This is a genomic window from Cryobacterium sp. M23, assembly GCF_002929655.1.
Classification (GTDB): domain Bacteria; phylum Actinomycetota; class Actinomycetes; order Actinomycetales; family Microbacteriaceae; genus Cryobacterium; species Cryobacterium sandaracinum.
In genome coordinates, this window is the sequence record NZ_PJJV01000080.1 from 110790 (window position 1) to 137382 (window position 26593).

The 26593-nt window shown below is 68.4% G+C and carries 22 protein-coding genes; 12 read left to right on the top strand and 10 right to left on the bottom strand.

All coding sequences use genetic code 11. The features are described from left to right. Positions 1-37 precede the first annotated feature (37 nt). Positions 38-889: a phosphatase PAP2 family protein gene (locus CXY82_RS14365; RefSeq protein WP_104171520.1), complete on the bottom strand. Its 852-nt coding sequence runs from the start codon at positions 887-889 to the stop codon at positions 38-40. A 283-nt stretch (positions 890-1172) separates the two neighbouring features. Between CXY82_RS14365 and CXY82_RS14370 the strand changes: the two genes are divergently transcribed. Then, entirely contained in the window at positions 1173-2111 is a 939-nt protein-coding gene (locus CXY82_RS14370; protein WP_199180978.1) for a phosphodiesterase, read from the top strand. Here the strand turns inward: CXY82_RS14370 and CXY82_RS14375 are convergent. From CXY82_RS14375 to CXY82_RS14400, 6 genes are all read right to left on the bottom strand, one after another. After that, the gene (locus CXY82_RS14375) at positions 2041-3771 is read right to left on the bottom strand and encodes a stealth family protein (RefSeq protein ID WP_104171521.1); all 1731 of its coding nucleotides are present in this window, start codon (positions 3769-3771) and stop codon (positions 2041-2043) included. The two genes, CXY82_RS14370 and CXY82_RS14375, sit on opposite strands and share 71 nt — an antisense overlap. 149 nt (positions 3772-3920) lie before the next feature. Continuing rightward, positions 3921-4124, bottom strand: a complete 204-nt coding sequence (locus tag CXY82_RS18145; RefSeq protein ID WP_146069144.1) for a DUF1761 domain-containing protein — start codon at positions 4122-4124, stop codon at positions 3921-3923. Positions 4125-4253: 129 nt separating this feature from the next. Then, positions 4254-4628 (bottom strand): DUF488 domain-containing protein, encoded by a 375-nt coding sequence (locus CXY82_RS14385; protein ID WP_104171522.1) that lies wholly within the window; start codon positions 4626-4628, stop codon positions 4254-4256. Between the two features lie 52 nt (positions 4629-4680). After that, a complete protein-coding gene (locus tag CXY82_RS14390; RefSeq protein ID WP_104171523.1) occupies positions 4681-6684 on the bottom strand; it encodes a thioredoxin domain-containing protein in 2004 nt (667 codons plus the stop codon). 81 nt (positions 6685-6765) lie between these two features. Continuing rightward, complete coding sequence (gene pnuC / locus CXY82_RS14395; protein WP_104171524.1) at positions 6766-7449, bottom strand: nicotinamide riboside transporter PnuC; 684 nt, start codon at positions 7447-7449, stop codon at positions 6766-6768. Between the two features lie 136 nt (positions 7450-7585). Continuing rightward, positions 7586-8341, bottom strand: coding sequence for a metalloregulator ArsR/SmtB family transcription factor (locus CXY82_RS14400; protein WP_104171525.1), 756 nt, complete (start codon positions 8339-8341; stop codon positions 7586-7588). A 121-nt stretch (positions 8342-8462) separates the two neighbouring features. On the opposite strand from CXY82_RS14400, the gene hrpA reads away from it, so the two are divergent. Both hrpA and CXY82_RS14410 read left to right on the top strand, forming a co-directional pair. Continuing rightward, a complete protein-coding gene (gene hrpA / locus CXY82_RS14405; RefSeq protein ID WP_104171526.1) occupies positions 8463-12359 on the top strand; it encodes an ATP-dependent RNA helicase HrpA in 3897 nt (1298 codons plus the stop codon). Between the two features lie 826 nt (positions 12360-13185). After that, positions 13186-14937 carry a proline--tRNA ligase gene (locus CXY82_RS14410; protein WP_104171527.1) on the top strand — a complete coding sequence of 584 codons (1752 nt, stop codon included), beginning with the start codon at positions 13186-13188 and terminating at the stop codon, positions 14935-14937. Between the two features lie 21 nt (positions 14938-14958). Here CXY82_RS14410 and CXY82_RS14415 read toward each other — a convergent pair whose 3' ends face one another. Further along, the gene (locus CXY82_RS14415; RefSeq protein ID WP_104171528.1) at positions 14959-15780 is read right to left on the bottom strand and encodes a DUF1206 domain-containing protein; all 822 of its coding nucleotides are present in this window, start codon (positions 15778-15780) and stop codon (positions 14959-14961) included. Between the two features lie 155 nt (positions 15781-15935). On the opposite strand from CXY82_RS14415, the gene nusA reads away from it, so the two are divergent. The 4 genes from nusA (at position 15936) to rbfA (ending at position 20834) form a co-directional block, all read left to right on the top strand. After that, the gene (nusA, locus tag CXY82_RS14420; protein WP_104171529.1) at positions 15936-16949 is read left to right on the top strand and encodes a transcription termination factor NusA; all 1014 of its coding nucleotides are present in this window, start codon (positions 15936-15938) and stop codon (positions 16947-16949) included. 8 nt (positions 16950-16957) lie between these two features. Next, positions 16958-17215, top strand: a complete 258-nt coding sequence (locus CXY82_RS14425; protein ID WP_104171530.1) for a YlxR family protein — start codon at positions 16958-16960, stop codon at positions 17213-17215. A gap of 76 nt (positions 17216-17291) precedes the next feature. Next, positions 17292-20150: a translation initiation factor IF-2 gene (gene infB / locus CXY82_RS14430; protein WP_104171531.1), complete on the top strand. Its 2859-nt coding sequence runs from the start codon at positions 17292-17294 to the stop codon at positions 20148-20150. A gap of 99 nt (positions 20151-20249) precedes the next feature. Then, entirely contained in the window at positions 20250-20834 is a 585-nt protein-coding gene (rbfA, locus tag CXY82_RS14435) for a 30S ribosome-binding factor RbfA (protein WP_104171532.1), read from the top strand. Between the two features lie 101 nt (positions 20835-20935). Here rbfA and CXY82_RS14440 read toward each other — a convergent pair whose 3' ends face one another. After that, positions 20936-21790: an A/G-specific adenine glycosylase gene (locus CXY82_RS14440; protein WP_199180983.1), complete on the bottom strand. Its 855-nt coding sequence runs from the start codon at positions 21788-21790 to the stop codon at positions 20936-20938. 85 nt (positions 21791-21875) lie between these two features. On the opposite strand from CXY82_RS14440, the gene CXY82_RS14445 reads away from it, so the two are divergent. After that, entirely contained in the window at positions 21876-22532 is a 657-nt protein-coding gene (locus CXY82_RS14445) for a hypothetical protein (protein WP_104171533.1), read from the top strand. Between the two features lie 29 nt (positions 22533-22561). Here CXY82_RS14445 and CXY82_RS14450 read toward each other — a convergent pair whose 3' ends face one another. Continuing rightward, complete coding sequence (locus CXY82_RS14450) at positions 22562-23566, bottom strand: ketopantoate reductase family protein (RefSeq protein ID WP_104171534.1); 1005 nt, start codon at positions 23564-23566, stop codon at positions 22562-22564. Between the two features lie 129 nt (positions 23567-23695). Here CXY82_RS14450 and truB point away from each other — a divergent pair, with 129 nt between their 5' ends. From truB to CXY82_RS14470, 4 genes are all read left to right on the top strand, one after another. Beyond that, complete coding sequence (truB, locus tag CXY82_RS14455) at positions 23696-24673, top strand: tRNA pseudouridine(55) synthase TruB (RefSeq protein ID WP_104171553.1); 978 nt, start codon at positions 23696-23698, stop codon at positions 24671-24673. Continuing rightward, the gene (locus CXY82_RS14460) at positions 24670-25038 is read left to right on the top strand and encodes a hypothetical protein (RefSeq protein WP_104171535.1); all 369 of its coding nucleotides are present in this window, start codon (positions 24670-24672) and stop codon (positions 25036-25038) included. Before truB ends, CXY82_RS14460 begins: the two co-directional genes overlap by 4 nt. 67 nt (positions 25039-25105) lie before the next feature. Then, complete coding sequence (locus tag CXY82_RS14465; RefSeq protein ID WP_104171536.1) at positions 25106-25549, top strand: hypothetical protein; 444 nt, start codon at positions 25106-25108, stop codon at positions 25547-25549. Further along, positions 25546-26475, top strand: a complete 930-nt coding sequence (locus CXY82_RS14470) for a bifunctional riboflavin kinase/FAD synthetase (RefSeq protein WP_104171537.1) — start codon at positions 25546-25548, stop codon at positions 26473-26475. Before CXY82_RS14465 ends, CXY82_RS14470 begins: the two co-directional genes overlap by 4 nt. Positions 26476-26593 lie beyond the last annotated feature (118 nt).

A 26593-nucleotide genomic window follows, 5' to 3' on the forward strand; every position in this document is an offset into this window, starting at 1 on the left:
GGGCACGGCCCGGCACACCCCCGTAAATGCCGTCAGATCAGGGCAGCGGGGCGAACAGACGGATGCCCGTGAGCCCGATCCCGAGCCCCGCGGCAACGATCGCGGTGACGCCGCCGATGTACGCGATGAGGGTTCCCGGGGTATCGCCGAACGCGCGGAAGTACGTGACCAGGAACGCGGCGACCGCGACCGCGGCGAACGGGATCAGGATGCGCAGCTGCAGGCGGTCGACTCTGGGCGGGCGGGCGTTCGTCCCGCCGCGCGGTGCACCGCCCATCGACCACGGGCCGCGGGTCAGCACCAGACCGGCCACGCAACCCCAGACCGCCACGACGAGCAGAGCCGCGATGACATCGCTGGGCCGATGCCAGCCGTTCGCCAGCGTGGCGACCCCGGCCAGGATGGCGAAGCCGGAACCGCCGAGGGCGGCGAGGCCGCGGGCACGTGGACTCGCGACCAGGAAGACGGCGAGAGCGGATGCCGCCGCCACCGTTGTATGTCCCGAGGGGAACGAGTTGCCGTCGTAGCCCTCCACCCCGAGGTCCGGCCGGGTCAGGAGCATGATCTTCAGCAGCTGAGTGCTCAACACGGCGGCCAGCGCTACCCCACAGGCCACGATCAGGGTCCTGCCGTTGCGCCGAACGACGGTCACGACCCCGGTGAGCAGCAGTCCGGCGATGACGGAGACCAGCGGAACGGCATCCAGCAACTCCTGCGCGAGCGGGGTGACGCTGCGGCGTCCGAACTCCGCGCCGTCGAAGGCGAGCTGGTCCATGGTCTGGCCGGAGAGGGTGCGCACGAAGTAGAGGTAGAGCCCGGCGAACAGGATGATTGCGACGAACGCCCCCACCAGGTAGCGAACGGGGCTGATCGACGAAGAGGTGCGCACGCTCTAGCTTCGCACGCGGCGGCGCGGTTGACTCCGTTCGGACCTCGGGCCTGACCCATCCCTCGGTGAGCCACCTCGGCCGAGCAGCCGTTGCAGGCTCGAGAGGGTACGAAGGAGACCACGTCCTGATCTCGCGGTGACGACGGGCCCGAAGGCGAAACACCCGGGCTCTTCACTGTGTTCGCCTGGCATTCACCTAAGGTTCAGCTCATGCTGCTCAAATAATCAGGGTAGAGTCAGCCAACTCTTCGAAGAGCTCTTAGCCCCAACGAATGGATGCTCCGTGAACATTCGAACGGCCGAATACCCCAAGCCGGATCATTTTCTACTCCACCTCAGCGACACCCACCTGCTTGCGAACGGCGGGCGCCTGTACGACCAGGTCGACAGCACCGCCCATCTCGCGCAGCTGTTCGCGGAGGTCGAAGCCTCCTCCGGCCGACCCGACGCCATCATCATCACGGGCGACCTGGCCGACAAGGGCGAACCGGATGCCTACCGGGCCGCTCAACGGATCGTCGAGCCGGCCGCGGCGCGGCTCGGTGCCCGCGTCTTCTGGGTGATGGGCAACCACGACGATCGGGCGGCGTTCCGCAGCACGCTGCTGAACGAGCCGGCGACCACCGAGCCGATCGACCACGTCGACTACATCGGCGGCCTGCGCCTGATCACGCTCGACACCTCCGTTCCCGGCCACCACCACGGCGCCGTGACCGACGACCAACTGCGCTGGCTGGCCGGCCAGCTGAGCGTTCCGGCGCCGGACGGCACCATTCTGGCCATGCACCACCCGCCCGTGCCGAGCGTGCTCGACCTGGCCGTGTCGGTCGAGTTGCGCGGCCAGGCCCGTCTTGCACAGGTGTTGCGCGGCTCGGATGTGCGCAGCATCCTCGCCGGGCACCTGCACTACTCCTCGACCGCGACGTTCGCGGGCATTCCGGTGTCGGTGGCGTCGGCCACCTGCTACACCCAGGACCTGAATGTTCCGGTCGGCGGCACGCGCGGCCGCGACGGGGCACGCACCTTCAACCTCGTGCATGTGTTCGCTGACACGGTGCTGCACTCGGTCGTTCCGCTGGGTGACTACCCGGCGCTGGACTACGTCGACGCGACGGAAAGTGCGCGACGGCTCGCCGGCGACAACATCCGGATCATGCCCGCGGGTACTCTGCCAACGTTCCGCGAACCCCCGATGACCACACCGATCCCGGTTCTGCACTAGACGGCGGCGTGTGCCCGGCCTGGCCGGGAACGAGCTGGTTCTCGCGTTCCCACGGGGCGACTATCGGGAAGTAACGTTCGAGGAAGTCGGTCACGGCCGCGCGGCGAACCTCGTCGGAGATCTCCGGGTTGCTGCCGTCGTTCAGGCAGAACATGTCCTGGTCGCGGCGCTTGCGCAGGGCGTTCATCTGACGCAGTGCCAGCTTCAGCGTGGTTTCGATGTACAGCGAGCGCGCCTGGGTCTGCTCGACCGCCCGCCCGGTCATCAGCGCGTAGTAGTGGTACAGCGAGTTCGTGACCGAGATATCAGTCGCTGAGCGGAACTGGCTGGCCGCGGTGCGGGCGAAATCGCCGGGGAACTCCGCTTCGAGTTCCTGCATCACACTCCTGCGGAGCGGCGCCGCAGTGTGCTCGAGGTGCCGCGTGGTGACCTTGCCGAACCGATCGCGCAGCAGGGCGCGGTTGACCCGGGCGCCGTTCTCGAAGCCGCTGCGGCTGGTGTTGTTCTCGCCGAGGCCGATCCGGGTGGATGCCTCGATGAACTTGGTCACGCCGCCCGGAGAGAAGAACAGTTCCGGTCCGATAGGGCGGCCGAAGAACATGTCGTCGTTGGAATAGAGGAAATGCTCGGCCAGTCCGGGGATGCGGTGCAGCTGGCTCTCAACGGCGTGCGAGTTGTGCGTGGGCAGAACACTCAGGTCAGGGAAGAAATCCTCGCTGCGCATGATGGTGACGCGCGGGTGCTCCGCCAGCCACACCGGAGCCGGCGAATCCGTGGCGATGAAGATGCGGCGCACCCAGGGCGCGAACATGTAGACGCTGCGGAGGGCGTACTTGAGCTCATCGATCTGGCGGAAACGGGCATCCGAATCGTCGCCGTCGCCGACAACATAGGCCTGCATGCGCTTGGCCCGTTCACGCTGAAAATCACTGGACGAGCCGTCGACCCAGGAGAAGACCATGTCGATGTCGAAACTGACGTCGCTGGCCAGGTCGTCGAACATGTGTTGCAGGGTGCGCCAGCTGCGCCCGAAGAGATCGATTGTGGTCTCGCGGGCCTCCGCACGCGGCAGACGTGCCCGCATCAGCGAGTTCTCGACGGGCGCGACGATCTCATCATCGCCGAAGTGCCAGAGCTCGAACTGGAAGGCTGTCTCGGCGCCGTAGCGCAGGCGGCCGATCGGCTCGATGCGCGGGCGGTAGACCCGGAAGACGGATGACTTGCGCAGCGTCGTCAGGGCGCCGTCCGCCAGGAGCAGGGCCGGGGTCAGATTCCCGTCGAGGGGCTTGGCGTAGAAGGGCTCGTTCGCGAAAGCCTCCGCAAGGATGCGGGTGAGGTTCTTGCGGCGTTTGCGGTCGACCGCGATCACCGGGCGGTCCCCGTCGCCGCGCACGAGCAGGAAGTCGATGCCGGCCCGTTCGAGCGCGTCGCGGACCGCGAGGAGGTCCTTGACCATCGACTCGTGTGGGGTGAAGTGGCCGTTGATCAGGTTGATCTCGCCCTTGCGCACGACCACGTCATCACGGTCGAAACGGCGGGTGCGCGGGTCGGGTGAGAGCAGCACGAGCTCGGGTTCCTGGCTCAGCGTCAGCACGGGCAGGTTGTCTGCCGGTTCGTTCGAGGAGCGACGCTCGGTTTCCGGGCGATCGAACGTGGCCATGGTCCTCCTCGAGAAGAATTGGGAACACTCATTCACGAGGCAACCACACGCAGTGCCGGGGAGAGTGCGTCCGTTGATGCCGGACAGCAACGACCGGTCCAGAAACCGGAGCGGAGCAGCCGGCGGAACGCGGTGGCGCCGCTCTTATTCTACGTCTTCTGCGTCCCCCGCTCGCCGCGGTGACGGGACCGCCCGGTGATCGCGGTCGAGCCCGTGCGCAGGCTTTCCTCGTCGTGGCCGACGGCTGTCATCCAGGAGGTACCGAACGCCTGGCGCGAGTACCCGATCGCGCCGAGGACCATGCTGGACGCGGTGGCCAGGAGTACGGCCCAGATGTTGATTTCGGGAAGCATCGCCGGAGTCCGTTCGGTCGTCGGCGCCGACCGATGAGGTCGGCTGGCTTGAGGTTACCGGCTTGAAGTTACTGCGGAGGCCGGACGGCCGGCGCGATTTCCGCTCAGGTATCGGGTCAGGCGACCGGGTCAGGCCCTGTCAATCACATACTCGGCCAGGATCCTGGCGTGGTTCACCATCGGGTCCCGAGCGCCGTAGAGCAGCGTGGTTGTCGTCTGCGTCTCCTCGTCGCGGGCGATGAGCGTGCGGAGTTCCTGCACGGCCGCCGTCGTCTCGGGTGCGGTGTCGAGTTCGGCCCGGTAGCGCACCGCGAACTCATCCAGAAGGGCCTGGTCGTGGTTCCACCACCGGCGCAGCTCCGGGCTGGGCGCGATCTGCTTGAGCCAGGCGTCGAGCCGGGCTTCCTCCTTCGAGACTCCGCGCGGCCACAGCCGGTCGACCAGCACCCGGGTCCCGTCGCTCGCGGAAAGTTCGTCGTAGACCCGCTTGATCTGTATGCCCATCTGTCCATTCTGTTCCCGGCGCGGCCACCGGGCCGACCAGCCTCCGTCCGGGTCAGGCCATCGGCAGGTCGGCGGGATCGGTGACGGGCAGGCGGCAGACGAAGTCACGGCAGAGGTAGGCCGTCGGCAGACCCTGGTGTGCGACCCGGCCGCGGAACAGTTCGAAGCCGGCGTCGGCGAAGGCCTGCGCCTGAACCTCGGTGACGGATGCGACGAGCCCGCTCCCGCGTCGGCGCACCGCGTCGAGCAGTGCGGCGGGTTGCTCGGGGGCGGCCGCGTCCGGCCCTGCCCCCGGCCCGACCACGTCCGCCCCGACCACCACGAGTTGTTCCACGGGGCCGGTCAGAATGCCGGACAGTCGCAGGGCCGCCCCGAAGGCGAGCGGGCGTTCGAGTGCGCGCTCGGCGAGGGCCGCCATCGCGGCAACGGCGGCCGCGCGGTAGCGGTCGTCGGCGGTCAGCAGGTAGAGCAGGTTCGCCGCCTCTGCGGTCGCCGTGATCCCGGACGGGTAGGCCCCCTCCGACGGGTCGACGTCCAGGGCGAGTCCCTGCGCGGCAAGCACCGGGTCGGGCCCGTCGGGAGCGCGAAACGGCATCCCGCCGGCGACAGTGCCGGCAGTGCCGGCGGCGTCGGTGGGTGCACTGGTACCGGGAGTGCCGGAGCCAGGGATGTCGGCGGCGGACGGTACCGTTTTGGCATCCGTTCCCCCCAGCGTGCCATCGATGAGCCGGCGCGCGGCCGTGGCATAGCGCACCTCGCCCGTGGCCAGAGCAAGCTCGAGGAGACCCTGTGCACACATCCCGAAGTCCTCCAGGGTGGCCTGAGCGGCAGACGTGCGCCCCGCGATGGAGGCCCGCACGAGGCTGCCGTCCCGGCGCAGGTGACGCGTGAGCAGGTGGTCGGCGGCCCTCGCGGCCGCCGTCGTGAGGTCGGGATCGGCGAGGGCGAACCCGGCGCGGGCCAGGGCTCTGATGGCAAGGCCGTTCCAGCCGGTGAGCACCTTTTCATCGAGCGCGGGCGGCTCCTCCTGCCGCCGGGCGTCCTCGTCCAGGGTGTAGTAGACGCCCTCGACGCGGCGACCGGCAACGGTGCTCTCGGAGTCCTGGGCGCTGGCGAACCCGCCGCCGGGCAGGCGCAGCACGGTCGTGAGGAACCCGGCGACACCCTCCGCGACCGTCTGCGCCCATTTCTCGCCGGTGAGCTGCCAGGCCTGGGTGTAGAGGTCGAGCAGCTGCGCGTTGTCGTAGAGCATCCGCTCGTAGTGCGGGTCGCTCCAGTCCCGGTTCACGGCGTAGCGGAAGAAACCGCCCTCCACCGGGTCTCGCAGGGGCGAGGCACCCATGTGCTTCAGGGTGCGCAGGGCGAGGGCCTGCGCTTCCGGAACCTGTCCCACGGCACCCGGCCGGCCGAGCAGAAACCCCAGCACCGGCGCTACGGGAAACTTGGGCGCGCCGCCGAATCCGCCGAAGCGGGGGTCTTCCAGGCCCACGAGTTCGGCCTGGACCCGGTCGAGCGCGGCGGGGCCGGGCAGCGCTCCGCCGGCACCCCGCTGCACGGCGGCGGCCGCGAGCGCCTCGGCGACGAGGGACGCGCTTGCGGTGACCTCGGCGCGGCGGTTCGTCCAGGCATCCGTCACCGCTTCAAGCACCTGCCGGAACGACGGATGCCCCGGCAACGGCAACGGCGGAAAGTAGGTGCCGGCGTAGAAGGCCTGCCCGTCGGGGGTGACGAACACGTTGAGCGGCCAGCCGAGCCCGCCCACGAAGGCGCTGGCCGCGGCGAGGTAGCTGGCGTCGACCTCGGGATGCTCCTCCCGGTCGACCTTGATGCTCACGAAGTGCCGGTTCAGGTAATCGGCGAGCTCCGGGTCGCTAAAGCTCTCCCGGGCCATGACGTGGCACCAGTGGCAGGTCGAGTAGCCGATCGAGACGAGCACGGGCAGATCGCGCAGCCGAGCCTCCACGAAGGCCTCCGAACCCCAGCCGTACCAGGCAACGGGATTGTCGGCGTGCGAGCGCAGATAGGGGCTGATTGCGTCGGCGAGGTGGTTGGACATGCCTCCATTGTGCCGCTGTCCCCGGCCCGACGCTCCCTGCGTATTTCTTCAACGAACCTGAGCGGAGCAGGTCAGGGCCGGTCAGAGCCTTGCGGCCACCAGGTCGACCGCGAGGGCCCTGCGGGCGCGGCGCTGCACGCGCATCCAGACGAAGAAGCCGGCGAGGGTGAACGCGCCGTAGAAGATGTAGAGGATGGCCGAGGCGTAGTAGCCGGCGCTGAGCAGCAACGGCACCCCGACGATGTCGACCGCCACCCAGATCAGCCAGAACTCGGTCCAGCCCTTCGCCATGCCGTACGTGGCCAGCAACGAGCCGGTGAAGATCCAGGCATCGGCCCAGACGGGCTCGAACGAGCCGAGCGCACGGAAGACCGGCGTGAGCACCAGAGTGCCCGCGACGAGCCCGAATCCGAGCAGGATGCGCGCGCGAGCACCGGCCCAGTGCGGGGCCACGGCAGCCTGCGCGCTCCCCCGGCGATAAGTGGACCACTGGACCCAGCCGAAGATCGAGACGACGATGAACATGATCTGCCGCCCGGCCTGGCCGAGCAGATTGACCGGGTTGGGCGTGCCGAACACGGCGCCGAGAAACACCGTGAACAGCAGCACGTTGCCCGCGATTCCGATCGGCCAGGCCCACACCTTACGGCGCATCCCGCCGACGGCGCTCAGGATGCCGAAGGCGTTGCCGATGATCTCGCGCCAGAGAATGGTCTGGGTTCCGATCTGCAGCTGTGCGTCGAAAAGCCACTCGATCGGGTTCATCCGTCATCTTCCTCGCCGGGCGGTTCCCGCCCTCCCCAACCTAACCCTCCTCCCGGGCCGTTATTCCCGGTGGCGGCAGGGCGAAGCGAGACCGCGCGAGGCGGAGCGCGTCAGTTCACGTCCTCGGGCTGCGCGCTCACCCGGCCGTCGGGCTCGGCTCGACCCATTCGCTTCCGAGGTGCAAATGGCACAGCTCGGGGCCCACGAACGGGCGCAGCCCGACCTGGTCCGGGTCGTGGCCCAGCTCGCGGGCGACCCCGCGCACGAGGCCCAGGTGCACCGAGCAGATGACGTCGGGGGCGTCCCGCGCATCGGCGCGGAACGGGCAGGCCAGCAGGGTGATCAGCGGGGCGGCAACGACGGCGACGCCGTCGGAGGCCCCGTCGCCCGCCGCGGACTCGGCTTCCGCAGCCGAAGCCGGCTCCACCGCCGAAACCAGCTCCGGATCGAAGCCGAGCCGGTCGAGGATACTCAGCAGCGGCGCGATGCCCTCCGCGGCGCTCCCCCGCAGCTCGTCGGCGTAGCTCTCGGCCCAGGTCTCACCGGCGCGGATCGCCCGGGCCCGCCCGCTGTCGGCGTCCTCGGCGAGCGCGGTGGCCAGCACCCGGCTCAGATCGTGCTGGGCGCCGCCTTCCCGGGCGGCGGGTCCAGCGGTGAAGAGAATTCGCGGGCGGCCACGCGTTCCCGCGCGCCCGACGGCGCGCCGGATCAGGTCGGCGTTCTCGAGCTGATCGAGATGGAACCGGGCGGTCGTCACGTGCAGCCCGATGCGCGCCGCGACCGCGGCGGCGTCGAGCGGGGTAGCCGATCCCATCAGGAGGTCGAGCACCTGGCGGCGCGCGTCGGAGGCCAGGGCGGCGTGCCGGTCCCCCGACCCTTCGTCGTTGATCATTCTTTGATGCTAACATCGTGCGGTTAAAAACGCGCCGATACAACCACAGCCGTCGGGCCGATCACCAGGCGAACCCGGGCAGCATCCGTCGTTCACCGCGAGGTCATACGATGGAAAGCTCATGATCCCCGTCGAAGTCACCTTCCCGCCCGAGCTTCCGGTCAGCCAGCGCCGGGAGGACATCGCGCGCGCCATCCGTGACAACCAGGTGGTCATCGTCGCCGGCGCGACGGGTTCCGGCAAGACCACGCAGCTGCCGAAGATCTGCCTCGAGCTGGGCCGGGAGAACATCGGCCACACGCAACCCCGCCGTCTCGCCGCGCGCACGATCGCTGAACGCATCGCCGAGGAACTCGGACAGGAAGTCGGCCAGACGGTCGGCTACCAGGTGCGGTTCACCGACCAGGTCGGCCCGGACACCCGCATCAAGCTGATGACCGACGGCATCCTGCTCAACGAGATGCACCGCGACCGTCTGCTGCGGAAGTACGACACGATCATCATCGACGAGGCGCACGAGCGCAGCCTCAACATCGACTTCCTGCTCGGCTACCTGCGTCAGCTGCTGCCGCAGCGCCCCGACCTCAAGCTCATCATCACCTCCGCGACGATCGACCCGCAGAGCTTCGCCGAGCATTTCGCCACGCCCGACGGCACGCCGGCCCCGATCATCGAGGTCTCCGGGCGCACCTACCCGGTGGAGATCCGCTACCGGCCGCTGGTCGTCGAGGTGATGGACGGCGACGACGACGACACGACGGATGCCGCGCCCACGGTGGACAGGGACTACATCGAGGGAATCTCCGCCGCGCTCGATGAGCTCGAACGGGAGTCCAGCGGCGACGTTCTGGTCTTCCTCAGCGGTGAGACCGAGATTCGGGACGCCGCGGACGCCCTGCAGGGCAAGTACGCCTCCTCGGGGCGCACCAGCCCCACCGAGATCCTGCCGCTGTACGGGCGGCTCTCCTCCGCCGACCAGCACAAGGTGTTCCAGCCGTCGAAGGTCGCCGGCGTGCGACGCCGCATCGTGCTGGCGACGAACGTGGCGGAGACCAGCCTGACCGTGCCGGGCATCCGCTACGTCATCGACGCCGGGACCGCCCGGATCAGCCGGTACAGCGTGCGCTCGAAGGTGCAGCGGCTGCCGATCGAGGCCATCTCGCAGGCCTCCGCGAACCAGCGCTCGGGCCGAAGCGGCCGCACCAGCGACGGTATCGCCATCCGCCTCTATTCGGAGGAGGACTTCGCGCGCCGGCCCGAGTACACCGAGCCGGAGGTGCTGCGCACGAACCTCGCCGCGGTCATCCTGCAGATGATCTCGCTGGGCCTCGGCGACATCGCCGCATTCCCGTTCCTCACCCCGCCCGACTCGCGCGGCATCAAGGACGGCCTCGACCTGCTCGCCGAGCTCGGCGCGGTGGCTGCGCTCACCGCCGGCCACAAATCCGGCATCTCCAAGCCCGGCATCTCCACACTGACCCGCATCGGCCGGCAGCTGGCGCAGCTGCCCATCGATCCTCGGTTCGGGCGAATGGTGATCGAGTCGAAGACGCAGGCGGTGAGCCGCGAGGTGATGGTGATCGTCTCCGGGCTCACCATCCAGGACCCGCGCGAACGGCCCCTCGAGCGCCGCGCGCAGGCCGACCAGCAGCACGCCCGGTTCACCGACCCGACGAGCGACTTCCTGAGCCTGCTGAACCTCTGGAACTACCTCGAGACGCAGCAGAAGGAGCTCGGTTCCAGCGCCTTCCGACGCCTCTGCAAGAACGAGTTCCTCAACTATCTGCGCGTGCGCGAATGGCAGGACGTGTACAAGCAGTTGCGCCAGATGGCCAAGCCGCTCGGTCTCCACATCGGGGATCCCAGCGTGAATCCCGATGGGATCCACCGCTCGCTCCTCGCCGGTCTGCTTTCCCACATCGGTCTCAAGGACACCGCCAAGAAGGACTACATCGGCGCGCGCCAGCAGCGTTTCGTGATCTTCCCGGGCTCGGCGCTCGCGAAGAAGCAGCCGAACGCCGTGATGAGCGCGGAACTGGTCGAGACCAGCCGCCTGTTCGCCCGGATGAACGCGGTCGTCGACCCCGCGTGGGCCGAGCCGCTCGCCGGCGACCTCTGCAAGCGCAGCTACTCCGAGCCGCACTGGGAGAAGAAGCAGGGCGCGGTCGTCGCCTACGAGCGGGTCACCCTGTACGGGGTGCCGATCGTGCCGCGCCGCCGGATCCAGTTTTCCCGGGTCGACCCGGCGTACGCTCGCGACCTATTCATCCGGCACGCGCTCGTCGAGGGTGAATGGGACCTTGACCGAATCGACCAGCGCGTCACGGCCTTCGACCGGGCGAACACGAGCCTGCGCAAGGAACTCGCCGAACTCGAGGAGCGCACGCGGCGCCGGGACATCCTGTTCGACGACGAGGTCGTGTTCGAGTTCTACCAGAAACGCATTCCCGCCGACGTATGCTCATCGCGCACGTTCGAAACCTGGTGGCGCCAGGCGCGCACCAAGACGCCCGATCTGCTCACGATGACCGCCGAGGCACTGGTGCCCGAGGACGCGCCGGAGATCGACGAGGCCGTGTTCCCGCCGATCTGGCGCCAGGGCGACCAGAAGTTCGCGCTCAGCTACCGGTTCGAGCCCGGCGCGGACGACGACGGCGTGACCGTGCAGATCCCGCTGGCCCTGCTCGCGAGGCTCTCTCCCACCGGCTTCGACTGGCAGGTACCGGGCCTCCGCGCCGACCTGGTGACCGCACTGATCAAGTCGCTGCCCAAGAGCATCCGTCGCAACGTGGTGCCGGCGGGAGACTGGGCCAAGCGACTGCTGAACGAGTTGCCGCCGGCGCCGGGCGAGGTCTCGGTCGGGGTGTCGGGCCTGGGCGAAGCCACCCGCGGGTCCATGTTCGACCGCGACGATGTCCCCTTCACCGAGACGCTCGCCGCCCTGATCCAGAAGCTCACCTACGTGTCCGTGAAGGCGAACGACTTCGAGCTGGTCCGGGTTCCGGCCCACCTTCACATGACGTTCCGTGTCGTGGACGAACGCGGTCGCCCGAGCGCCTCCGGCAAGGACCTGCTGGAACTGCAGCGCCGGCTCGGCACCCAGGCCCGCGAGAGCGTGGCCGCGGCATCCGCTGCCACCCCCACCAATGCGATCGAGCGCACCGGACTCACCACCTGGGATTTCCCGGAGCTGCCCCGGTTCCTCGACACCAGGCAGGGTGACAACACCATCCGCGGCTACCCGACCCTCGTCGACGAGGGTGCGTCGGTGGCGATCCGCATGATGAGCACGGAGGCCGAGCAGGCCCGCACCCTGCCCGATGGCGTGCGTCGCCTGCTGCTGCTCGCCACGCCCTCCCCGGTGGCCTACGTGCAGCAGCACCTCACCGGGGCAGAGAAGCTCAGCCTGGCCACCAGCCCGTATCGCACCACCCAGGCGCTGTTCGACGACTGCCTCGCGGCGAGCGTCGACGACGTGCTGTTCCGGGTGAAGCCCGGCGGCCAGGTGTTCATGCACGCCGAGTTCGACACCATCCGCGACCGGGTGTCCGGCGTCGTGATGGATTCCATGTTCGATACGGTGGGCCTCGTCGCCCGCATCCTCGCCGCCGCGCGCGCCGCCGACAAGGCGCTCAAGGCGTCCACCAGCATGGCCCTGCTCCCGGCCCTGACGGATGCCCGCGCGCAGCTGGCCGGGCTCGTCTACCCCGGTTTCGTGAGCGCCACGGGACTCGTGCAGCTGCGGCACTTGCCGCGATACCTCGGCGGCATCACCGCGCGCATCGTGAAGCTCAGCGACAATCCGAGCCGCGACCGGGTCTGGATGAACGAGAGCCAGGCAGCCACGGGCCGGTTCGAGGATGCCGGCGGCACGATCCCCCTGCAGGCAAACGCGGCCGCCAACCTGGTGCGTGCGCGCTGGCTGATCGAGGAACTTCGGATCAGCCTCTTCGCCCAGGAACTGAAGGCCGCGGAGCCCGTGTCCCTCCAGCGGATCCACAAGGCCCTGACCGGCTGAGGTCTCCGTCGTTCTCGGTATCCGGCACCGCTGCGCTGGATCATCGGTAGCCCACCTGCCCGAAGTCAGCGTTGAGGTGGTCCTCCAAACGATCCCTCATCGATACGGGTCCGGGCTGGGCTCCGGGCGGGGCTCCGGGCGGGGCTCCATTAGAAGGCGTATATAACTACGATAAATCTTTAGCTTTTTCTAGGCTAGCATGGTTTATTTGTTCACAATGAGGTAAACTCGGATTTGTGACCAACCTCCTGAAACACCCCGAAGCGGATGCCGCGCACGGCCTGTCCGCGGCGGCTCGGGCGGTCGCGGAGCTGCATGCTCTCGCGGCGGGGCTNTTCACGTAATGGGGACTTTTCGCGGGCTCTAGGGCCGATTCCGGCAGAACCTCCGTCGAATTCGTTCGGGAGAGGGAAGCTGCCGGGGCTCTGATGGGAAGGACTCGTCGGCCGGAACGTGCGGTCATTCGGCGTCGCGGTGCGTCGCTGGGCCAGCCGCGCACACTCGTCATGGGCATCCGTTGTCACGTAAACGCGGAGATTTTTGAGACACACCGGTTTTGGCGCCGTATTGTGCGGCGTGTTGCGAAAATCTCCGAGGTTAGCGACCGGCCGCAACGGATGCCCGGGGCGGGAGCGTCTGCACGTCGGGTCGCCAGGTCTCGGCGAGCGCGACCGCCGCTGGCGCGACCGCCGCTAGCGGCACCTCGGTCAAGACGGTTCGCGGCGCAGGTTGTGGAATCCGGCGGACCGCGGAACAGGTGCCGGCGTCCACCGGGTGCGCCGCGACGTCTGTCCGCGCGCCGTAAAGTGGGTGAGTGCCTATTCGTATGTCCAACTACTTCCTCCGTACCCTCCGCGAAGACCCCTCGGACGCCGAGGTCACCAGCCACCGCCTGCTGGTGCGCGCCGGTTACATCCGCCGCCAGGCCCCCGGAATCTTCGCGTGGCTGCCGATCGGTCTGCGCGTCAAGGCCAAGATCGAGACGATCGTGCGCGAGGAGATGGCCGCGGCCGGCGCCTTCGAGGTGCACTTCCCGGCCCTGCTGCCGCGGGAACCCTACGAGATCACGGGCCGCTGGGACGAATACGGCGACGGCCTCTTCCGGCTCACGGACCGCAAGGGCAGCGACTTGCTCCTCGCCCCCACCCACGAAGAGGTCTTCACACTCCTCGTGAAGGACCTCTACAGTTCCTACAAGGACCTGCCCCTGTCGATCTTCCAGATCCAGGACAAGTACCGCGACGAGGCCCGGTCCCGCGGCGGGCTGCTGCGCGGCCGCGAATTCACGATGAAGGATGCCTACTCCTTCGACTACACGGATGCCGGCCTCGACACGAGCTACCAGGCTCAGCGCGACGCCTACGAGCGCATCTTCACCCGGCTCGGCCTCGAGTACGTCATCGTTCAGGCGGATGCCGGCGCAATGGGCGGCTCCAAGAGCGAAGAGTTCCTGCACCCGACCCCGGTCGGCGAAGACACCTTCGTACGCTCGGCCGGCGGCTACGCGGCCAACATCGAGGCGTTCCGCACGGTCGTCCCGCCATCGATCGACTGGGCTGGCTTCCCCGCCGCCGAGGTCTTCGACACCCCGGGCACCCCCACCATCCAGACCCTGGTGGATCGGGCCAACAGCGATCATCCGCGTCCCGACGGCCGCGCCTGGACCGCCGCGGACACCCTCAAGAACGTCGTCCTCGCGCTCATCCAACCCGACGGCACCCGTGAACTCCTCGTGATCGGCCTCCCCGGCGACCGCGAGGTGGACCTCAAGCGCTTCGAGGTGGCCGTCACCCCCGCCGAGGTCGAGGCCGCGAACGAAACGGACTTTGCCAAGTTCCCCGGGCTGGTCAAGGGCTATATCGGACCCTGGAGCGCGAACGGAGCGGTGTTCGGTGAGAAGTCGACCACCGGCATCCGTTTTCTGGTTGACCCGCGCGTGGTGGAGGGCACCGAGTGGATCACGGGCGCGAACGAGCCCGGCCGCCACGTCTTCGGTCTCGTCGCCGGCCGGGATTTCGCGCTGGGCGGCACCATCGAGGCCGCCGAGGTTCGCGTCGGCGATCCCGCGCCCGACGGCTCCGGCCCGGTGGAGCTGGCCCGCGGCATGGAGATCGGCCACGTTTTCCAACTCGGCCGAAAGTACGCTGAGGCGCTCGGCCTGAAGGTTCTCGACGAGAACGGCAAGCTCGTCACGGTCACGATGGGTTCCTACGGCATCGGCGTCACCCGCATCCTCGCCACCATCGCCGAACTCAACAACGACCCGAAGGGCCTGATCTGGCCCGAGACGGTCGCGCCGTTCGACGTGCACGTGATCGCCACCGGCCGGGACGATGTGGTCTTCGAGACTGCCGAAACCGTTGTCGCCATGCTGGAGGGCACCCAGCGCGACGTGCTCTACGACGACCGCCGCAAGGTGTCGCCGGGCGTCAAGTTCGGCGACGCGGAACTGATCGGCATCCCCGTCATCGTCATCGTGGGCCGTGGCGCCGCCGACGGCATCGTGGAACTCTGGGACCGTCGCACCGGTGAGCGCACCCAGGTGGCCATTGCCGAACTGGCCGCCAGCTTCGCCTGAGCGCCCGGCCCGGCTGAAGGTTCAGAGGCGGGCGAGCCGCGCCTGGGCGAAGCAGTACACGCCATAAGCGATCACCCCGGCGCCGACCAGCACCAGGATCGCCACCCCGAACGGCAGCGCCACGAGTGACTTCAGCGCACCGTCCATGCCGGTGGCCTTCTCCGGGTCGAGCGTGAAAGCCGCCACGGTGAAGAGGATGCCCACGGCGGCCAGCGCGATGCCCTCCGCTATGTAGCCCACGGTTCCGAGGATGACGACCACCGTGCCGGCCGGGCCGCCGGGCACCGTGATGCTGTCGGTGAAGCCATGGCTGGCGCCGCGGTGAATGAAGACGCCGCCGATCACGACCACGGCCAGGCCGGCGACGAAGAGCAGCACGACGCCCCCGGGAATCGACAGCAGTCTCGCGGTCGAGTCGCTGGCTGTTTCCGACGAGCTTGCCGAGGCTCCGCGGGCGAACGTGAACGCCGTCCACGCGATGAACAGGAAGACGACACCCTTGCCGATCAGGACGGCGCGGTGGGCCCACTTGCGTTTCGGATCTTGGGCGGGTTCAAGGAACACCTGTACCAGATACCAGAGGCCGAGCGAGGCCAGGCCGAGAACCACCGTCCAGAGCACGAACACGCCGCCGGGGGTTTGGGCCAGCTGCCCGAGCGCGCCAGACTGGTCTGCCGACTCGCCACCGGCGCCCGTTGCCACGCTGATTGCGATGGCGCCGATCATGACGTGAAGCAGGCCGTTCACCGCATAACCGGCGCGGGCCAGAAGTTGGAAGGTGCGGCTGCCCTCGACGGTGCGTGCAGCGTGGTGAGCGTTGTCGGATACGGAATCGGCGGCCATCCGCCCAGCGTAGCGCCGCGCTCGGGCCGAGGGGAAGGCAGTTTCGGCGCGGGACGGGCCTGGGTCGGGTGACGGGCGTCCTGGGATTCGGCTAATCTAGGACGAGCCCGCTGCGCAGTTTCGCGGCGGCAAGATCTGAATAGAGGAGGCCGGCCATGGACATCGACCTCAGCGTGTTGCGGCAGTTGGAGCGCGAGAAAGAGATTCCCTTCGAGGAACTCGTGCGGATCATTGAGCAAGCAATTCTGACGGCCTACGTGAAGCACACCCACCAGGGTGAAGTCTCCACGAAGCAGGTCGTCGAGGAAGAGCCGGAAGCGCGCGTCGTCCTCGACCGCAAGACCGGCCACGTCGACATTTTTGTGCCCGAACACGACGAAGAGGGCAACGTCGTCGGCGAAGCCGTCGGCAACCCCACCGACTTCGGTCGCATCGCGGCCTTCGCGGCCAAGCAGGTCATCAACCAGCGTCTGCGCGACCTGGCCGATGACGCTGTGCTCGGTGAATTCAAGGGCCGCGAGGGTGAGATCGTCGCCGGGATCATCCAGCAGGGTCCGAACCCGCGCATGATCCACGTCGACTTGGGCACGATCGAGGCGATCCTGCCGCCCGAAGAGCAGGTGCCGAGCGAGAGCTACGTGCACGGACAGCGCATTCGCGTCTATGTCACTGCCGTCGGCAAGGGCCTCAAAGGCCCGCAGATCACGGTGTCCCGCACGCACCCTTCGCTGGTGCGTCGCCTCTTCGCCCTCGAGGTGCCGGAGATCGCCAGCGGCGTCGTCGAAATCGTCTCGCTTGCCCGTGAGGCTGGTCACCGCACCAAAATGGCCGTTCGCGCCACGGAGCCCGGCGTCAATGCCAAGGGCGCCTGCATCGGCGAACTCGGCCAGCGCGTGCGCGCCGTCACCGTGGAGCTCAACAACGAGAAGATCGACATCGTCGACTACTCGCCAGACCTGGCCACCTTCGTCGCCAGCGCACTGTCGCCGGCCAAGGTCACCAGTTCCTACGTGATCGACGAATCGATCAAGGCCGTTCGAGCCCTCGTTCCCGACTACCAGCTGTCGCTGGCGATCGGCAAGGAAGGTCAGAATGCGCGCCTCGCGGCCAAGCTCACGGGTGCGAAAATCGACATTCAGCCGGACAGCATTCTGGAGGACACGGAATAGGGGGTACGATGAATCCCGTTAGAACGTGCATTGGATGCCGTTTGCGCGCTCCGCGATCCTCACTTCTGAGGGTTGTAGCCCGAGAATCGGAACTCGTGGTGGATGAAACCGCCACTCTGCCTGGGCGAGGTGCGTGGCTGCATCCCACTACCGCGTGCTTCCAGGACGCACTGCGGCGACACGCTTTCGGGCGTGCCCTTCGCGTGACCAGTTCAATGGACGCGAATCAACTAGAGAACAGGCTGAACAGGCTTATGGATAACTAATGAGCGGCTCGAAATGAGACCCGTCCGTTACTAACGGTCTGCCCCTTTCCGGGTGCAGACCCGGAACAGGAGAATTGTGGCTGCGAAACCACGCGTACACGAGATCGCTAGCGAGCTCGGCGTCGACAGCAAGGTTGCCCTTGCTAAATTGAAAGAGATGGGCGAGTTCGTCAAGGGCCCGTCCAGTAGCGTTGAACCCCCGGTAGCGCGCCGTCTGCGCGCCGCCCTGGCGGCCGATGGCTCCAGCACCGCGGCTCCCGCCGCCACTGCTACAGCCCCAGCCGGCGCCACCCCCGTCGCCGCGACAACCCCCGCGAAGCCGGGCGGCGCACGTCCGTCCCCGGCCAAGTTGGCCGTCAAGCCGGGCGTACGTCCCGTCGTCGAGGTCCCCGCAGCGGTTGCTCCCGCCGCGGACGCCCCGCCGATGCCGACTGCCCCGCTCACAGTCGCCGAGCGTCAGGCTCAGGCTGCCGAGAAGGCTGCGGCTGCCGCGAAGGCTGCGGCTGCCGCGATCGTCACCGAGACCGTGACCGCGACGGATGCCCCGGTCGCCAAGACCGCGGGTGGCGCTTCGGGCGCAGCCAAGCCCGGTGCGTCCGTGCCGAAGCCGCCGGCGGCTCGTCCGGGCAACAATCCGTTCGCCAGCAACCAAGGCATGGGCAAGACCCCGAGTCCGCGTCCCGGCAACAACCCGTTTGCGAGCGCGCAGGGCATGGGCCAGCGCCCGCCGTCCACGTCTTCGCCCAGTAACATTCCGCGCCCCGCGGCCCCGCGCCCCGGTGCACCTCGTCCGGGTGGACCCGGGCAGGCCCCGCGCCCGACTGGTTTCGGTCAGCGTCCGGGTGCGTTCCAGCGTCCCGGTGGCGCTCCGGGTGGTGCCGGCGGCGCACGCCCCGGCTTCCAGCGTCCTGGTGGCGCCCCGGCCGGAGCCCCCGGCTTCGGCCCGCCCCGTCCTGCCGGTGGTGGCGGCGCCGGAGGTCGCGGTCGCGGCCCCGGCGGCGGAACCGCTGGCGCGTTCGGTCGCGGTGGCGGCAAGAACAAGGCCCGCAAGTCCAAGCGGACGAAGAGAGCAGAGTTTGAGCTGCGCGAGGCTCCGTCGCTGGGTGGCGTGAGCGTACCCCGCGGCGATGGCGGAACCGTGGTGCGTCTGCGCCGCGGTGCGTCCATCACGGACTTCGCCGACAAGATCGACGCGAGCCCCGGAAACCTGGTCACGGTTCTGTTCCACCTCGGTGAGATGGCCACGGCAACCGAGTCGCTCGACGAGGCCACGTTCGACGTTCTCGGCTCCGAGCTCGGTTACAAGATCCAGATGGTCTCTCCGGACGACGAAGACCGCGAGCTGCTGCTCGCCTTCGACATCGACATCGACCAGGAGCTGGAAGACGAGACGGATGACGAGCTTGTCGCCCGTCCCCCCGTCGTCACCGTCATGGGTCACGTCGACCACGGCAAGACCGCGCTCCTGGACGCCATTCGCAACGCGAAGGTGGCCGCGGGCGAAGCCGGCGGAATCACGCAGCACATCGGTGCCTACCAGGTCATCACCGAACACGAAAGCATTGAACGCGCCATCACCTTCATCGACACACCGGGCCATGAGGCGTTCACCGCCATGCGTGCCCGTGGTGCCCAGGTGACGGACATTGCGATCCTCGTGGTCGCGGCGGACGACGGCATCATGCCGCAGACGATTGAGGCGCTCAACCACGCCCAGGCCGCCAACGTGCCGATCGTGGTTGCAGTCAACAAGATCGACAAGCCCGGCGCCAACCCGCAGAAGGTGCGCCAGCAGCTCACCGAGTTCGGTCTCGTCGCCGAAGAATACGGTGGAGACGTCATGTTCGTCGACGTGTCGGCGAAGCAGGGCACCGGCATCCAGGAAGTCCTGAACGCCGTGCTCCTCACCGCTGACGCCGGTCTCGACATGCGGGCCAACCCGGACAAGGACGCTCGCGGCGTGGCCATCGAGGCTCGCCTCGACAAGGGTCGTGGCGCCGTCGCGACCGTGCTCATCCAGTCGGGAACTCTGAACGTCGGGGACTCCATCGTGGCGGGCACGGCCTACGGCCGCGTTCGTGCGATGGCAGACGAGAACGGCGTGCCCGTGCTCGCCGCAACCCCGTCCCGTGCCGTCCAGGTTCAGGGCCTCTCCAGCGTGCCGCGTGCAGGCGACACCTTCCTGGTGATTCAGGAAGACCGCACGGCTCGTCAGATCGCCGAGAAGCGCGAAGCCGCCGAGCGCAACGCCCTGCTGGCCAAGGCCCGCAAGCGGATCAGCCTCGAAGACTTCACCCGTGCACTCGAAGAGGGCAAGGTCGAATCACTCAACCTCATCATCAAGGGTGACGTTTCCGGTGCTGTTGAAGCCCTGGAAGAGTCGCTGCTCAAGATCGAGGTCGACGATTCGGTCCAGCTGCGCATCATCCACCGCGGAGTCGGTGCGGTCACGGAAAGCGACGTCAACCTCGCCACCGTCGACAACGCCATCATCATCGGCTTCAACGTGCGCCCCGACACGAAGGCACGCGAACGCGCAGCCCGTGAAGGCGTGGATGTGCGCTTTTACTCGGTCATCTACAACGCACTCGAGGACATCGAGAACTCCCTCAAGGGAATGCTCAAGCCCGAGTTCGAAGAGGTGCAGAGTGGTGTTGCCGAGATCCGCGAGGTGTTCAGCTCCTCCAAGTTCGGAAACGTCGCCGGCGTCATCGTACGGTCGGGCGTCATCACGAGAAACGCCAAGGCGCGGGTAATCCGCAACGGTGTCGTCGTGGGAGACAACCTGGGCATCGAGTCACTGCGCCGGTTCAAGGACGATGTCACCGAGGTCCGTACGGACTTCGAGTGTGGTATCGGCCTGGGCAAGTTCAACGACATCCAGATCGGTGACGAAATCGAGACGATCGAAATGAAGGAAAAGCCGCGGGTCTAAGGACGTACGGATGATGGGTGTGGGTTTCGCCGGGGTTCCTGAACTCGGACGCGGCGGGGCCCGCACCTTCGGTAATTTTTCGACAATAGGAGTTAGACCATGGCAGATCCGGCACGCGCCAGGAAAATGGCCGACCGCATCAAGGTCATCGTGGCCAAGCGCATCGAACGCGGACTCCGCGATCCCAGGCTCGGTTTCGTGACCATCACCGACGTGAAGGTGACCGGTGACCTGCAGCACGCCTCGGTGTTCTACACGGTCTACGGTTCGGCGGAGGAACGAGCCGACAGCGCGACAGCGCTCAAGGCGGCCACCGGCATGCTGAGGAGCGAGGTCGGTAAGAACATCACCGCCCGGCTGACGCCGTCGCTCGAATTCATCGCGGACGCCATCCCGGAGAATGCGGCCCTGATCGACGACCTGCTGCGTGAGGCGCGCGAGCGCGACACGCAGGTTGAGGAGCAGGCTCGCACGGCGAAGTATGCCGGCGACGAGGACCCCTACGTCAAGCCGCGCGAATACGCCGAAGACGAAGACGAAGGCGAAGACGAAGGCGACGACGAGGAAGACGACGAGGAAGACGACGAGGAAGACGACGAGGAAGACGACGAGGCGCAGCCCGGGGGCGGCCAACACGCCGAAGTTTCCGCCGAAGTTCCCGCCGGGTCGCATTTGCAGAAGTAAGGAAGCAACACCTGCCGGTCAGTGACCGGTCGGCCGTGCCGGCCCGCATCATCCGTCAGCGGTGTGCGGGCCGGTTCGGCTTTTTTCGCGCGCGAAGGGGCTTATTCCTGCGGCAGGGTGTACTCGCCGGGCGCGGTGGCAATGGCGAGGCCGTCGGACAGCAAGCCCGCCAAAGCCCGGTCACGCTGGGGTGAGTCGGCCCACAGGTCGGTGATCTCGGCATCCGTCACCGGGTGCCGGGTGGCGCGAAGCTCGGCCATGATCAAGCCGCGCACCTTTCGGTCGCTGCCCTCGAACTTCTTCTGCACGGCTTTGCGCGGGCCGGAATAGGGCGGGTAGTCCGCCAGGCGCCAGGCGCAGGCGGCGCGGATGGGGCAGTCATCGCACCGGGGGATCCTGGCGGTGCAGACCACGGCGCCCAGCTCCATCATGCCGGCGTTGAATACGGCGGCGTCGCTCACGGGAAGTGGGAGCAGCGCGCTCATGGCGTCAAGGTCGCGGGTGCGGTTGGGTGGGGCCGGTTCGGCCTGGCCGGCCACGGCGCGCGCGATGACGCGCCGGGTGTTGGTGTCGACGACCGGATGCCGCAGGCCGTAGGCGAACGCGGCGACCGCCCTGGCCGTGTAGTCGCCGATCCCGCTGAGGGCCAGCAAGGCCTCGACGTCGGCGGGGACCACCCCATCGTGCCGCTCGGTGATCTCCACCGCGGCCGCGTGGAGCCACAGAGCGCGGCGAGGGTAGCCCAGGTTTGCCCAGGCCCGCAGCGCCTCGCCGGGCGGGACCGCCGCGAGGTCACCCGGGGTCGGCCAGCGCTCGAGCCACTCCGCGAGCCGGGGAATCACCCGGTTCACCGGGGTCTGCTGCAGCATGAACTCGCTCACCAGCACGCCCCAGGCGCCGAAGCCGTGCCGGCGCCAGGGCAGGTCGCGAGCATTGTCCCGGAACCAGGCGTTGATGGCGAGGCTGAGGGCAGGGGAGCCGGCTGCAGGAGCAAGCGTGAGCGTGAGCGTGGCATTCACCGTTCTAATCTAGGCTCGAAAGATGAAGCTTGCCTCCACTCCCCGGATCGAGTTCCTGCGGGAACTCGCGACCGAAATCCTTGGCGTCTACGGTCTCGGTCGCACGGTCGTCGCCATCGACGGCACGGATGCCGCGGAGCGCGCCGCTTTCGCCGACGACCTGGCCGCCGTGTTCGATGAGCGGGAGCATCCGGTGTTCTCAGCCTCCCTGCGCGATTTCCGGCGGTCGCGCGCGGAGCAGGAGCGCTTCGGCCCGGAATCTCCCGAGCGGCTGCTGCGCCACCTGTACGACTTCTCGCTGCTGCGGCGCGTGTTGCTCGACCCGTTCCGGCTGGGTAGCAGCACCGGTTTCGTCACCCGGGCGTTCGACGCCGACCGGGATGCCTGGATCCAGCCCACCTGGCTGACCGGGCCGTCCGACGCCACGCTGATTCTCGACGGCGAGTACCTGAACCGCAAGGAGTTGCGCGACGTGTGGTCGTACAGCGTTCTGGTGGAGACGGAGGCGGACGCGGTGCGCTTCGGACCAGGCGGTGCCGAGGATACCGGCACGGTCACCGAACACGAGGTCGCCGACCGGCTGTATCGCGGCGAGGTGCGTCCGCGCAGCCGGGCCACGGCCATCGTCGACGTGAGCAACCCGGCCGACCCGCGCCGTGTGTTCCTCGACAGCTGCTGATCGGGGTCTCGGGTCACGGGTCGCGACGGTCAGTGGCGGAGCGCCGCGAACCGCTCGAGCACGTCGTACGGGGCCAGCGGCACCCCGCGTGCCTCGACCTCGTGCACGAGAGTGGTCAGCAGCTCGTTCACGGGCGCCCGCACGCCGGCCAGGGCGGCTTCCCGCACCACCGCGCCGTTGAGAAAGTCGACCTCGGTGAGCTGCCCGCGCTTCAGGCTCTGCTGCGTCGAACCCAGGTTCGGCACGTCGCCCATGCGGGCCTTCAGCCTCAGCGGCAGCACCTGGCCGAGGGCCGGCGGCAGCCGCGAGAAGGCTCTCAACGGCCGGTCGCCGAGCCCCTGCAGGCTGCCGAAACGCACCCCGCGCTTCATCCCCACCCCCACGGTCTCGCGCATGCTCTCGGTCATCACGCGGCGCAGCCCGGCGTGGTCGATGACATTCTGAACGCTCATCCCGGTGATCGCGGGTAGTGCGTTGAGCATGTTGACGACGAGTTTGGTCCACTGGGCGCCGACGAAGTTGTCGAGGGCGACGGTGGGCACGGCGCCGGCGAGCACGTCTCGCCAGGCGAGCGTGGCGGCATCCGCGGCGCCGGTTCCCCGGCCCAGATAGGTGGGCGCGGCGGTTGTGATCGTCACCTGGCCGGGTGCCGCGTAATTCGCCGCGATGATCGACAGGGCGCCGAAGCAGTCCGAGCGGGGCAGCAGAGAGCCCGCGGTGATCACCCCGTCGAGGCCGTTCTGCACGACGATCACGGGGGAGCCATCGATCACCCGGGCGTTCTCGCCGATGGCCGCAGCCGCATTCTGGGCCTTGGTGCAGACGAGCGTCAGCTGCGGGGTCCGGGCCAGACGTTCGAGCACGAGCGGATGCTGGCGTACGGTTCCGAAGGCCCCGGTCAGTGAAATCCCCTCGGCCCGGATGGCCGCCAGCGCCGGTCCGCGCGCCGTCACGGTCACCGTATGACCGGCCCGGGCGAGCAGGGTCGCGAACGTGCCGCCGAGGGCACCGGCTCCGATCACCGCAATATTCATCCCCCCAGCCTAGGTCGCGCCCGATGGGTCAGCGCCGGGCCGGGGCCGGATACCATGTCAAGAATGAACGAAGCATCCGGCGGGCCAGCCAGCGAACCGACAGTCGAACGGACGCCCGGGCAGCGGTCGATGAAGGTCGGCGCCACCGTCAGCGGACTCCTCCTGGTCGACAAGCCCCAAGGCTGGACCAGCCACGACGCCGTCGCCCGCACCCGCCGCCTGGCCGGCACCCGCAAGGTCGGCCATGCCGGCACGCTGGACCCGATGGCCACCGGCCTGCTGATCCTCGGCATCAACAGTTCCACCCGCCTGCTGACGTACGTCGTCGGCCTCGACAAGGAATACCTGGCGACAATTCGACTGGGTGCGTCGACGACGACCGACGACGCCGAGGGTGAAGAGCTGGCGCGGGCATCCGTCGACGCCGTGGCCGCCGTCACGCCGGAAGCTGTCGCGGCCGGAATCGGCGCCCTCACCGGCGCCATCGCGCAGCAGCCCAGCTCCGTCAGCGCCATCAAGATCGACGGCAAGCGCGCCTACGCCCGGGTGCGCGCCGGCGAGGAAGTGGACTTGCCGGCCCGCCCCGTCACCGTGAGCGCGTTCGAGATGCTCTCCCTGACCCCGGCCGACGGCTTCCTCGACCTCGAGGTGCGGGTGGAGTGCTCCTCCGGCACGTACATCCGGGCGCTGGCCCGCGACCTCGGCGCCGCCCTCGATGTCGGCGGCCACCTCACCAGCTTGCGCCGAACCCGGATCGGCCCGTTCGGCATCGACATGGCCCAGCCGCTCGCCGAGCTCGACGTCGCTGCCGGACTGATCGGCCCGACGGATGCCGCCACGCGCATCCTGGGACGCCTCGACCTGACAGAGCAGCAGGCCATCGACCTCGGACACGGCAAGCGCATCGCGGTGGACGGCGCAGTCGGCATCGACGCCGAAGCCGGCACGGCGGTGCCGGTCGGCCCGGTGGCCGCGGTCGCGCCGGACGGCCGGCTGGTCGGCCTGGTCGAGTACCGCGGCGACCACGCCAAATCCCTGCTCAACTTCCCGCCCGATCAGGTCGCCGATGCCCCGCAAACCGCGGCAGCCCCGAAGGCCACCGCATGATCGAGTGGTTCATGTGGCTCCAGTTGGCCATGGCCACCCTCGCCGGCCTGCTCTGCATCGCTCTCGGCCTGGCCGGGCGCAAACCCAGCGACCTCACCATGGGTGCCACCGCGCTCGTGGAGCTGCTGCTGATCGTGCAACTCGTCGTCGCGATCGTCGCCCCGCTCACGGGCAACACCGCGACCGGCAGCCTGCTCGAGTTCTACACCTACCTGATCAGCGCAATTCTTGTGCCCGTGGCCGCCGCAGCCTGGGCGCTGATCGAACGTAGCCGCTGGAGCACGGTCATCTTGGGCGTCGCCGGGCTGGGCGTCGCCGTGATGGTCTACCGCATGTGGCAGATCTGGACCGTCCAGGGCCTGTGAGATTCAGGGCCGAGAAGTCCGGCGCCCGTGAAATCAGATCCACGGATGCTGCGATAATTAGGAAGCCATGACCGCACAGCAGAGCAACGCCGCAAGGACGCCCGCCGAGACCGCTCGGCCGGCCCCGGTGACCGGCATCGGGCGCGTGCTGATCGCCGTCTACGGCCTCCTCGCGCTCGCCGCCACGGGCCGCTCCTTCGTGCAGATCGCCTCCAAATTCGCCGAGGCACCGTTGTCCTACTCACTGTCCGCGCTGGCCGCGGTCGTCTACATCGTCGCCACGGTGGCCCTGATCAGGAGCGGCGGACGCTGGCGCCGCGTGGCCTGGATCACGATCGGCTTCGAGTTCGCCGGCGTGCTGGTGGTCGGCACCCTCAGCCTCGTCGACCCGGCCCTGTTTCCGCACGACTCGGTCTGGTCGTTGTACGGCCGCGGCTACCTCTTCATCCCGCTCGTGCTGCCGGTCCTGGGCATGTGGTGGCTGTCCCGGAGCGGGAAGGTGCGCGAGTGAAGGTGCTGCGCGGCGTCGCCGACATCCCGGCCGACTGGCCGGCCTCCGCGGTCAGCATCGGCAAGTTCGATGGCGTGCACGCGGGGCACCGCGCGGTCATCGCCGAGTTGCAGGCACTCGCCGACAGCGACGGACTGGCCTCCGTGGTGGTGACCTTCGACCGGCATCCGCTCGCCGTGCTTGCCCCCCAGGAGTGCCCACAGACCCTGATCAGCACCGAACAGAAGCTTGCCTTGCTCGCCGAGACCGGCGTGCGCGCCACCCTCCTGCTCGAGTTCACCTCGGCGTTGGCCGCTCTTTCGCCCGAGGACTTCATTGAGAGCATCCTGGTGCAGGGGCTTCACGCGCGCACCGTGCTGGTCGGCCGCGACTTCCGGTTCGGCGCTCGCGGCGCCGGCGATGTGCACCTACTGCAGGAGCTGGGGGACCGGTTCGGGTTCACCGTGCGCCTGATCGACGACGTGAAACCAGACCGGATGCGCCGGGTCTCGTCGACCTGGATCCGCGAGCTGCTCTCCCGCGGCGAGGTCGGCGCAGCCACCACCCTGCTCGGGCACAACCCGACCGTGCGCGGCGAGGTCGTGCACGGCGCGAAGCGAGGACGCGAACTCGGCTTTCCCACGGCCAACCTGTCACCGGCGTCCGAGGGGCTCATCCCCGCGGACGGGGTCTACGCGGGCTGGCTGACGGATGCCGGTATCCGCTACCCGGCGGCCATCTCGGTGGGCAACAACCCCACCTTCGACGGTGTGGCGCAGAAGCAGGTCGAGGCCTTTGTGCTCGACCAGGACATCGACCTGTACGACCATGTGGTGGAGGTGTCCTTCGTCGAACGTATCCGCGGCATGGTCGCGTTCACCGGAATCGAACCGTTGATCGTGCAGATGCACGACGACGTGGAAAAGGTCCGCGGCATCCTGGCCTGACGCGGGCATCCTGGCCTGACCGGGCATCTCGCCGTTGAGAGTCGGCTACTTGGTCGGGCCGCTGCTTTTCGGGCTGCTGCACCAGCTGACCGGCGGCTGGACCTGGCCGCTCGCCTTC

Excerpts from the sequence above, each read along its gene's own strand:
- CXY82_RS14375 (WP_104171521.1), bottom strand. The coding sequence starts at position 3,771 with ATGGCCACGTTCGATCGCCCGGAAACCGAGCGTCGCTCCTCGAACGAA.
- CXY82_RS18145 (WP_146069144.1), bottom strand. The coding sequence starts at position 4,124 with ATGCTTCCCGAAATCAACATCTGGGCCGTACTCCTGGCCACCGCGTCC.
- CXY82_RS14385 (WP_104171522.1), bottom strand. The coding sequence starts at position 4,628 with ATGGGCATACAGATCAAGCGGGTCTACGACGAACTTTCCGCGAGCGAC.
- CXY82_RS14390 (WP_104171523.1), bottom strand. The coding sequence starts at position 6,684 with ATGTCCAACCACCTCGCCGACGCAATCAGCCCCTATCTGCGCTCGCAC.
- pnuC (WP_104171524.1), bottom strand. The coding sequence starts at position 7,449 with ATGAACCCGATCGAGTGGCTTTTCGACGCACAGCTGCAGATCGGAACC.
- CXY82_RS14400 (WP_104171525.1), bottom strand. The coding sequence starts at position 8,341 with ATGATCAACGACGAAGGGTCGGGGGACCGGCACGCCGCCCTGGCCTCC.
- hrpA (WP_104171526.1), top strand. The coding sequence starts at position 8,463 with ATGATCCCCGTCGAAGTCACCTTCCCGCCCGAGCTTCCGGTCAGCCAG.
- CXY82_RS14410 (WP_104171527.1), top strand. The coding sequence starts at position 13,186 with ATGTCCAACTACTTCCTCCGTACCCTCCGCGAAGACCCCTCGGACGCC.
- CXY82_RS14415 (WP_104171528.1), bottom strand. The coding sequence starts at position 15,780 with ATGGCCGCCGATTCCGTATCCGACAACGCTCACCACGCTGCACGCACC.
- nusA (WP_104171529.1), top strand. The coding sequence starts at position 15,936 with ATGGACATCGACCTCAGCGTGTTGCGGCAGTTGGAGCGCGAGAAAGAG.
- CXY82_RS14425 (WP_104171530.1), top strand. The coding sequence starts at position 16,958 with ATGAATCCCGTTAGAACGTGCATTGGATGCCGTTTGCGCGCTCCGCGA.
- rbfA (WP_104171532.1), top strand. The coding sequence starts at position 20,250 with ATGGCAGATCCGGCACGCGCCAGGAAAATGGCCGACCGCATCAAGGTC.
- CXY82_RS14445 (WP_104171533.1), top strand. The coding sequence starts at position 21,876 with ATGAAGCTTGCCTCCACTCCCCGGATCGAGTTCCTGCGGGAACTCGCG.
- CXY82_RS14450 (WP_104171534.1), bottom strand. The coding sequence starts at position 23,566 with ATGAATATTGCGGTGATCGGAGCCGGTGCCCTCGGCGGCACGTTCGCG.
- truB (WP_104171553.1), top strand. The coding sequence starts at position 23,696 with ATGAAGGTCGGCGCCACCGTCAGCGGACTCCTCCTGGTCGACAAGCCC.
- CXY82_RS14460 (WP_104171535.1), top strand. The coding sequence starts at position 24,670 with ATGATCGAGTGGTTCATGTGGCTCCAGTTGGCCATGGCCACCCTCGCC.
- CXY82_RS14465 (WP_104171536.1), top strand. The coding sequence starts at position 25,106 with ATGACCGCACAGCAGAGCAACGCCGCAAGGACGCCCGCCGAGACCGCT.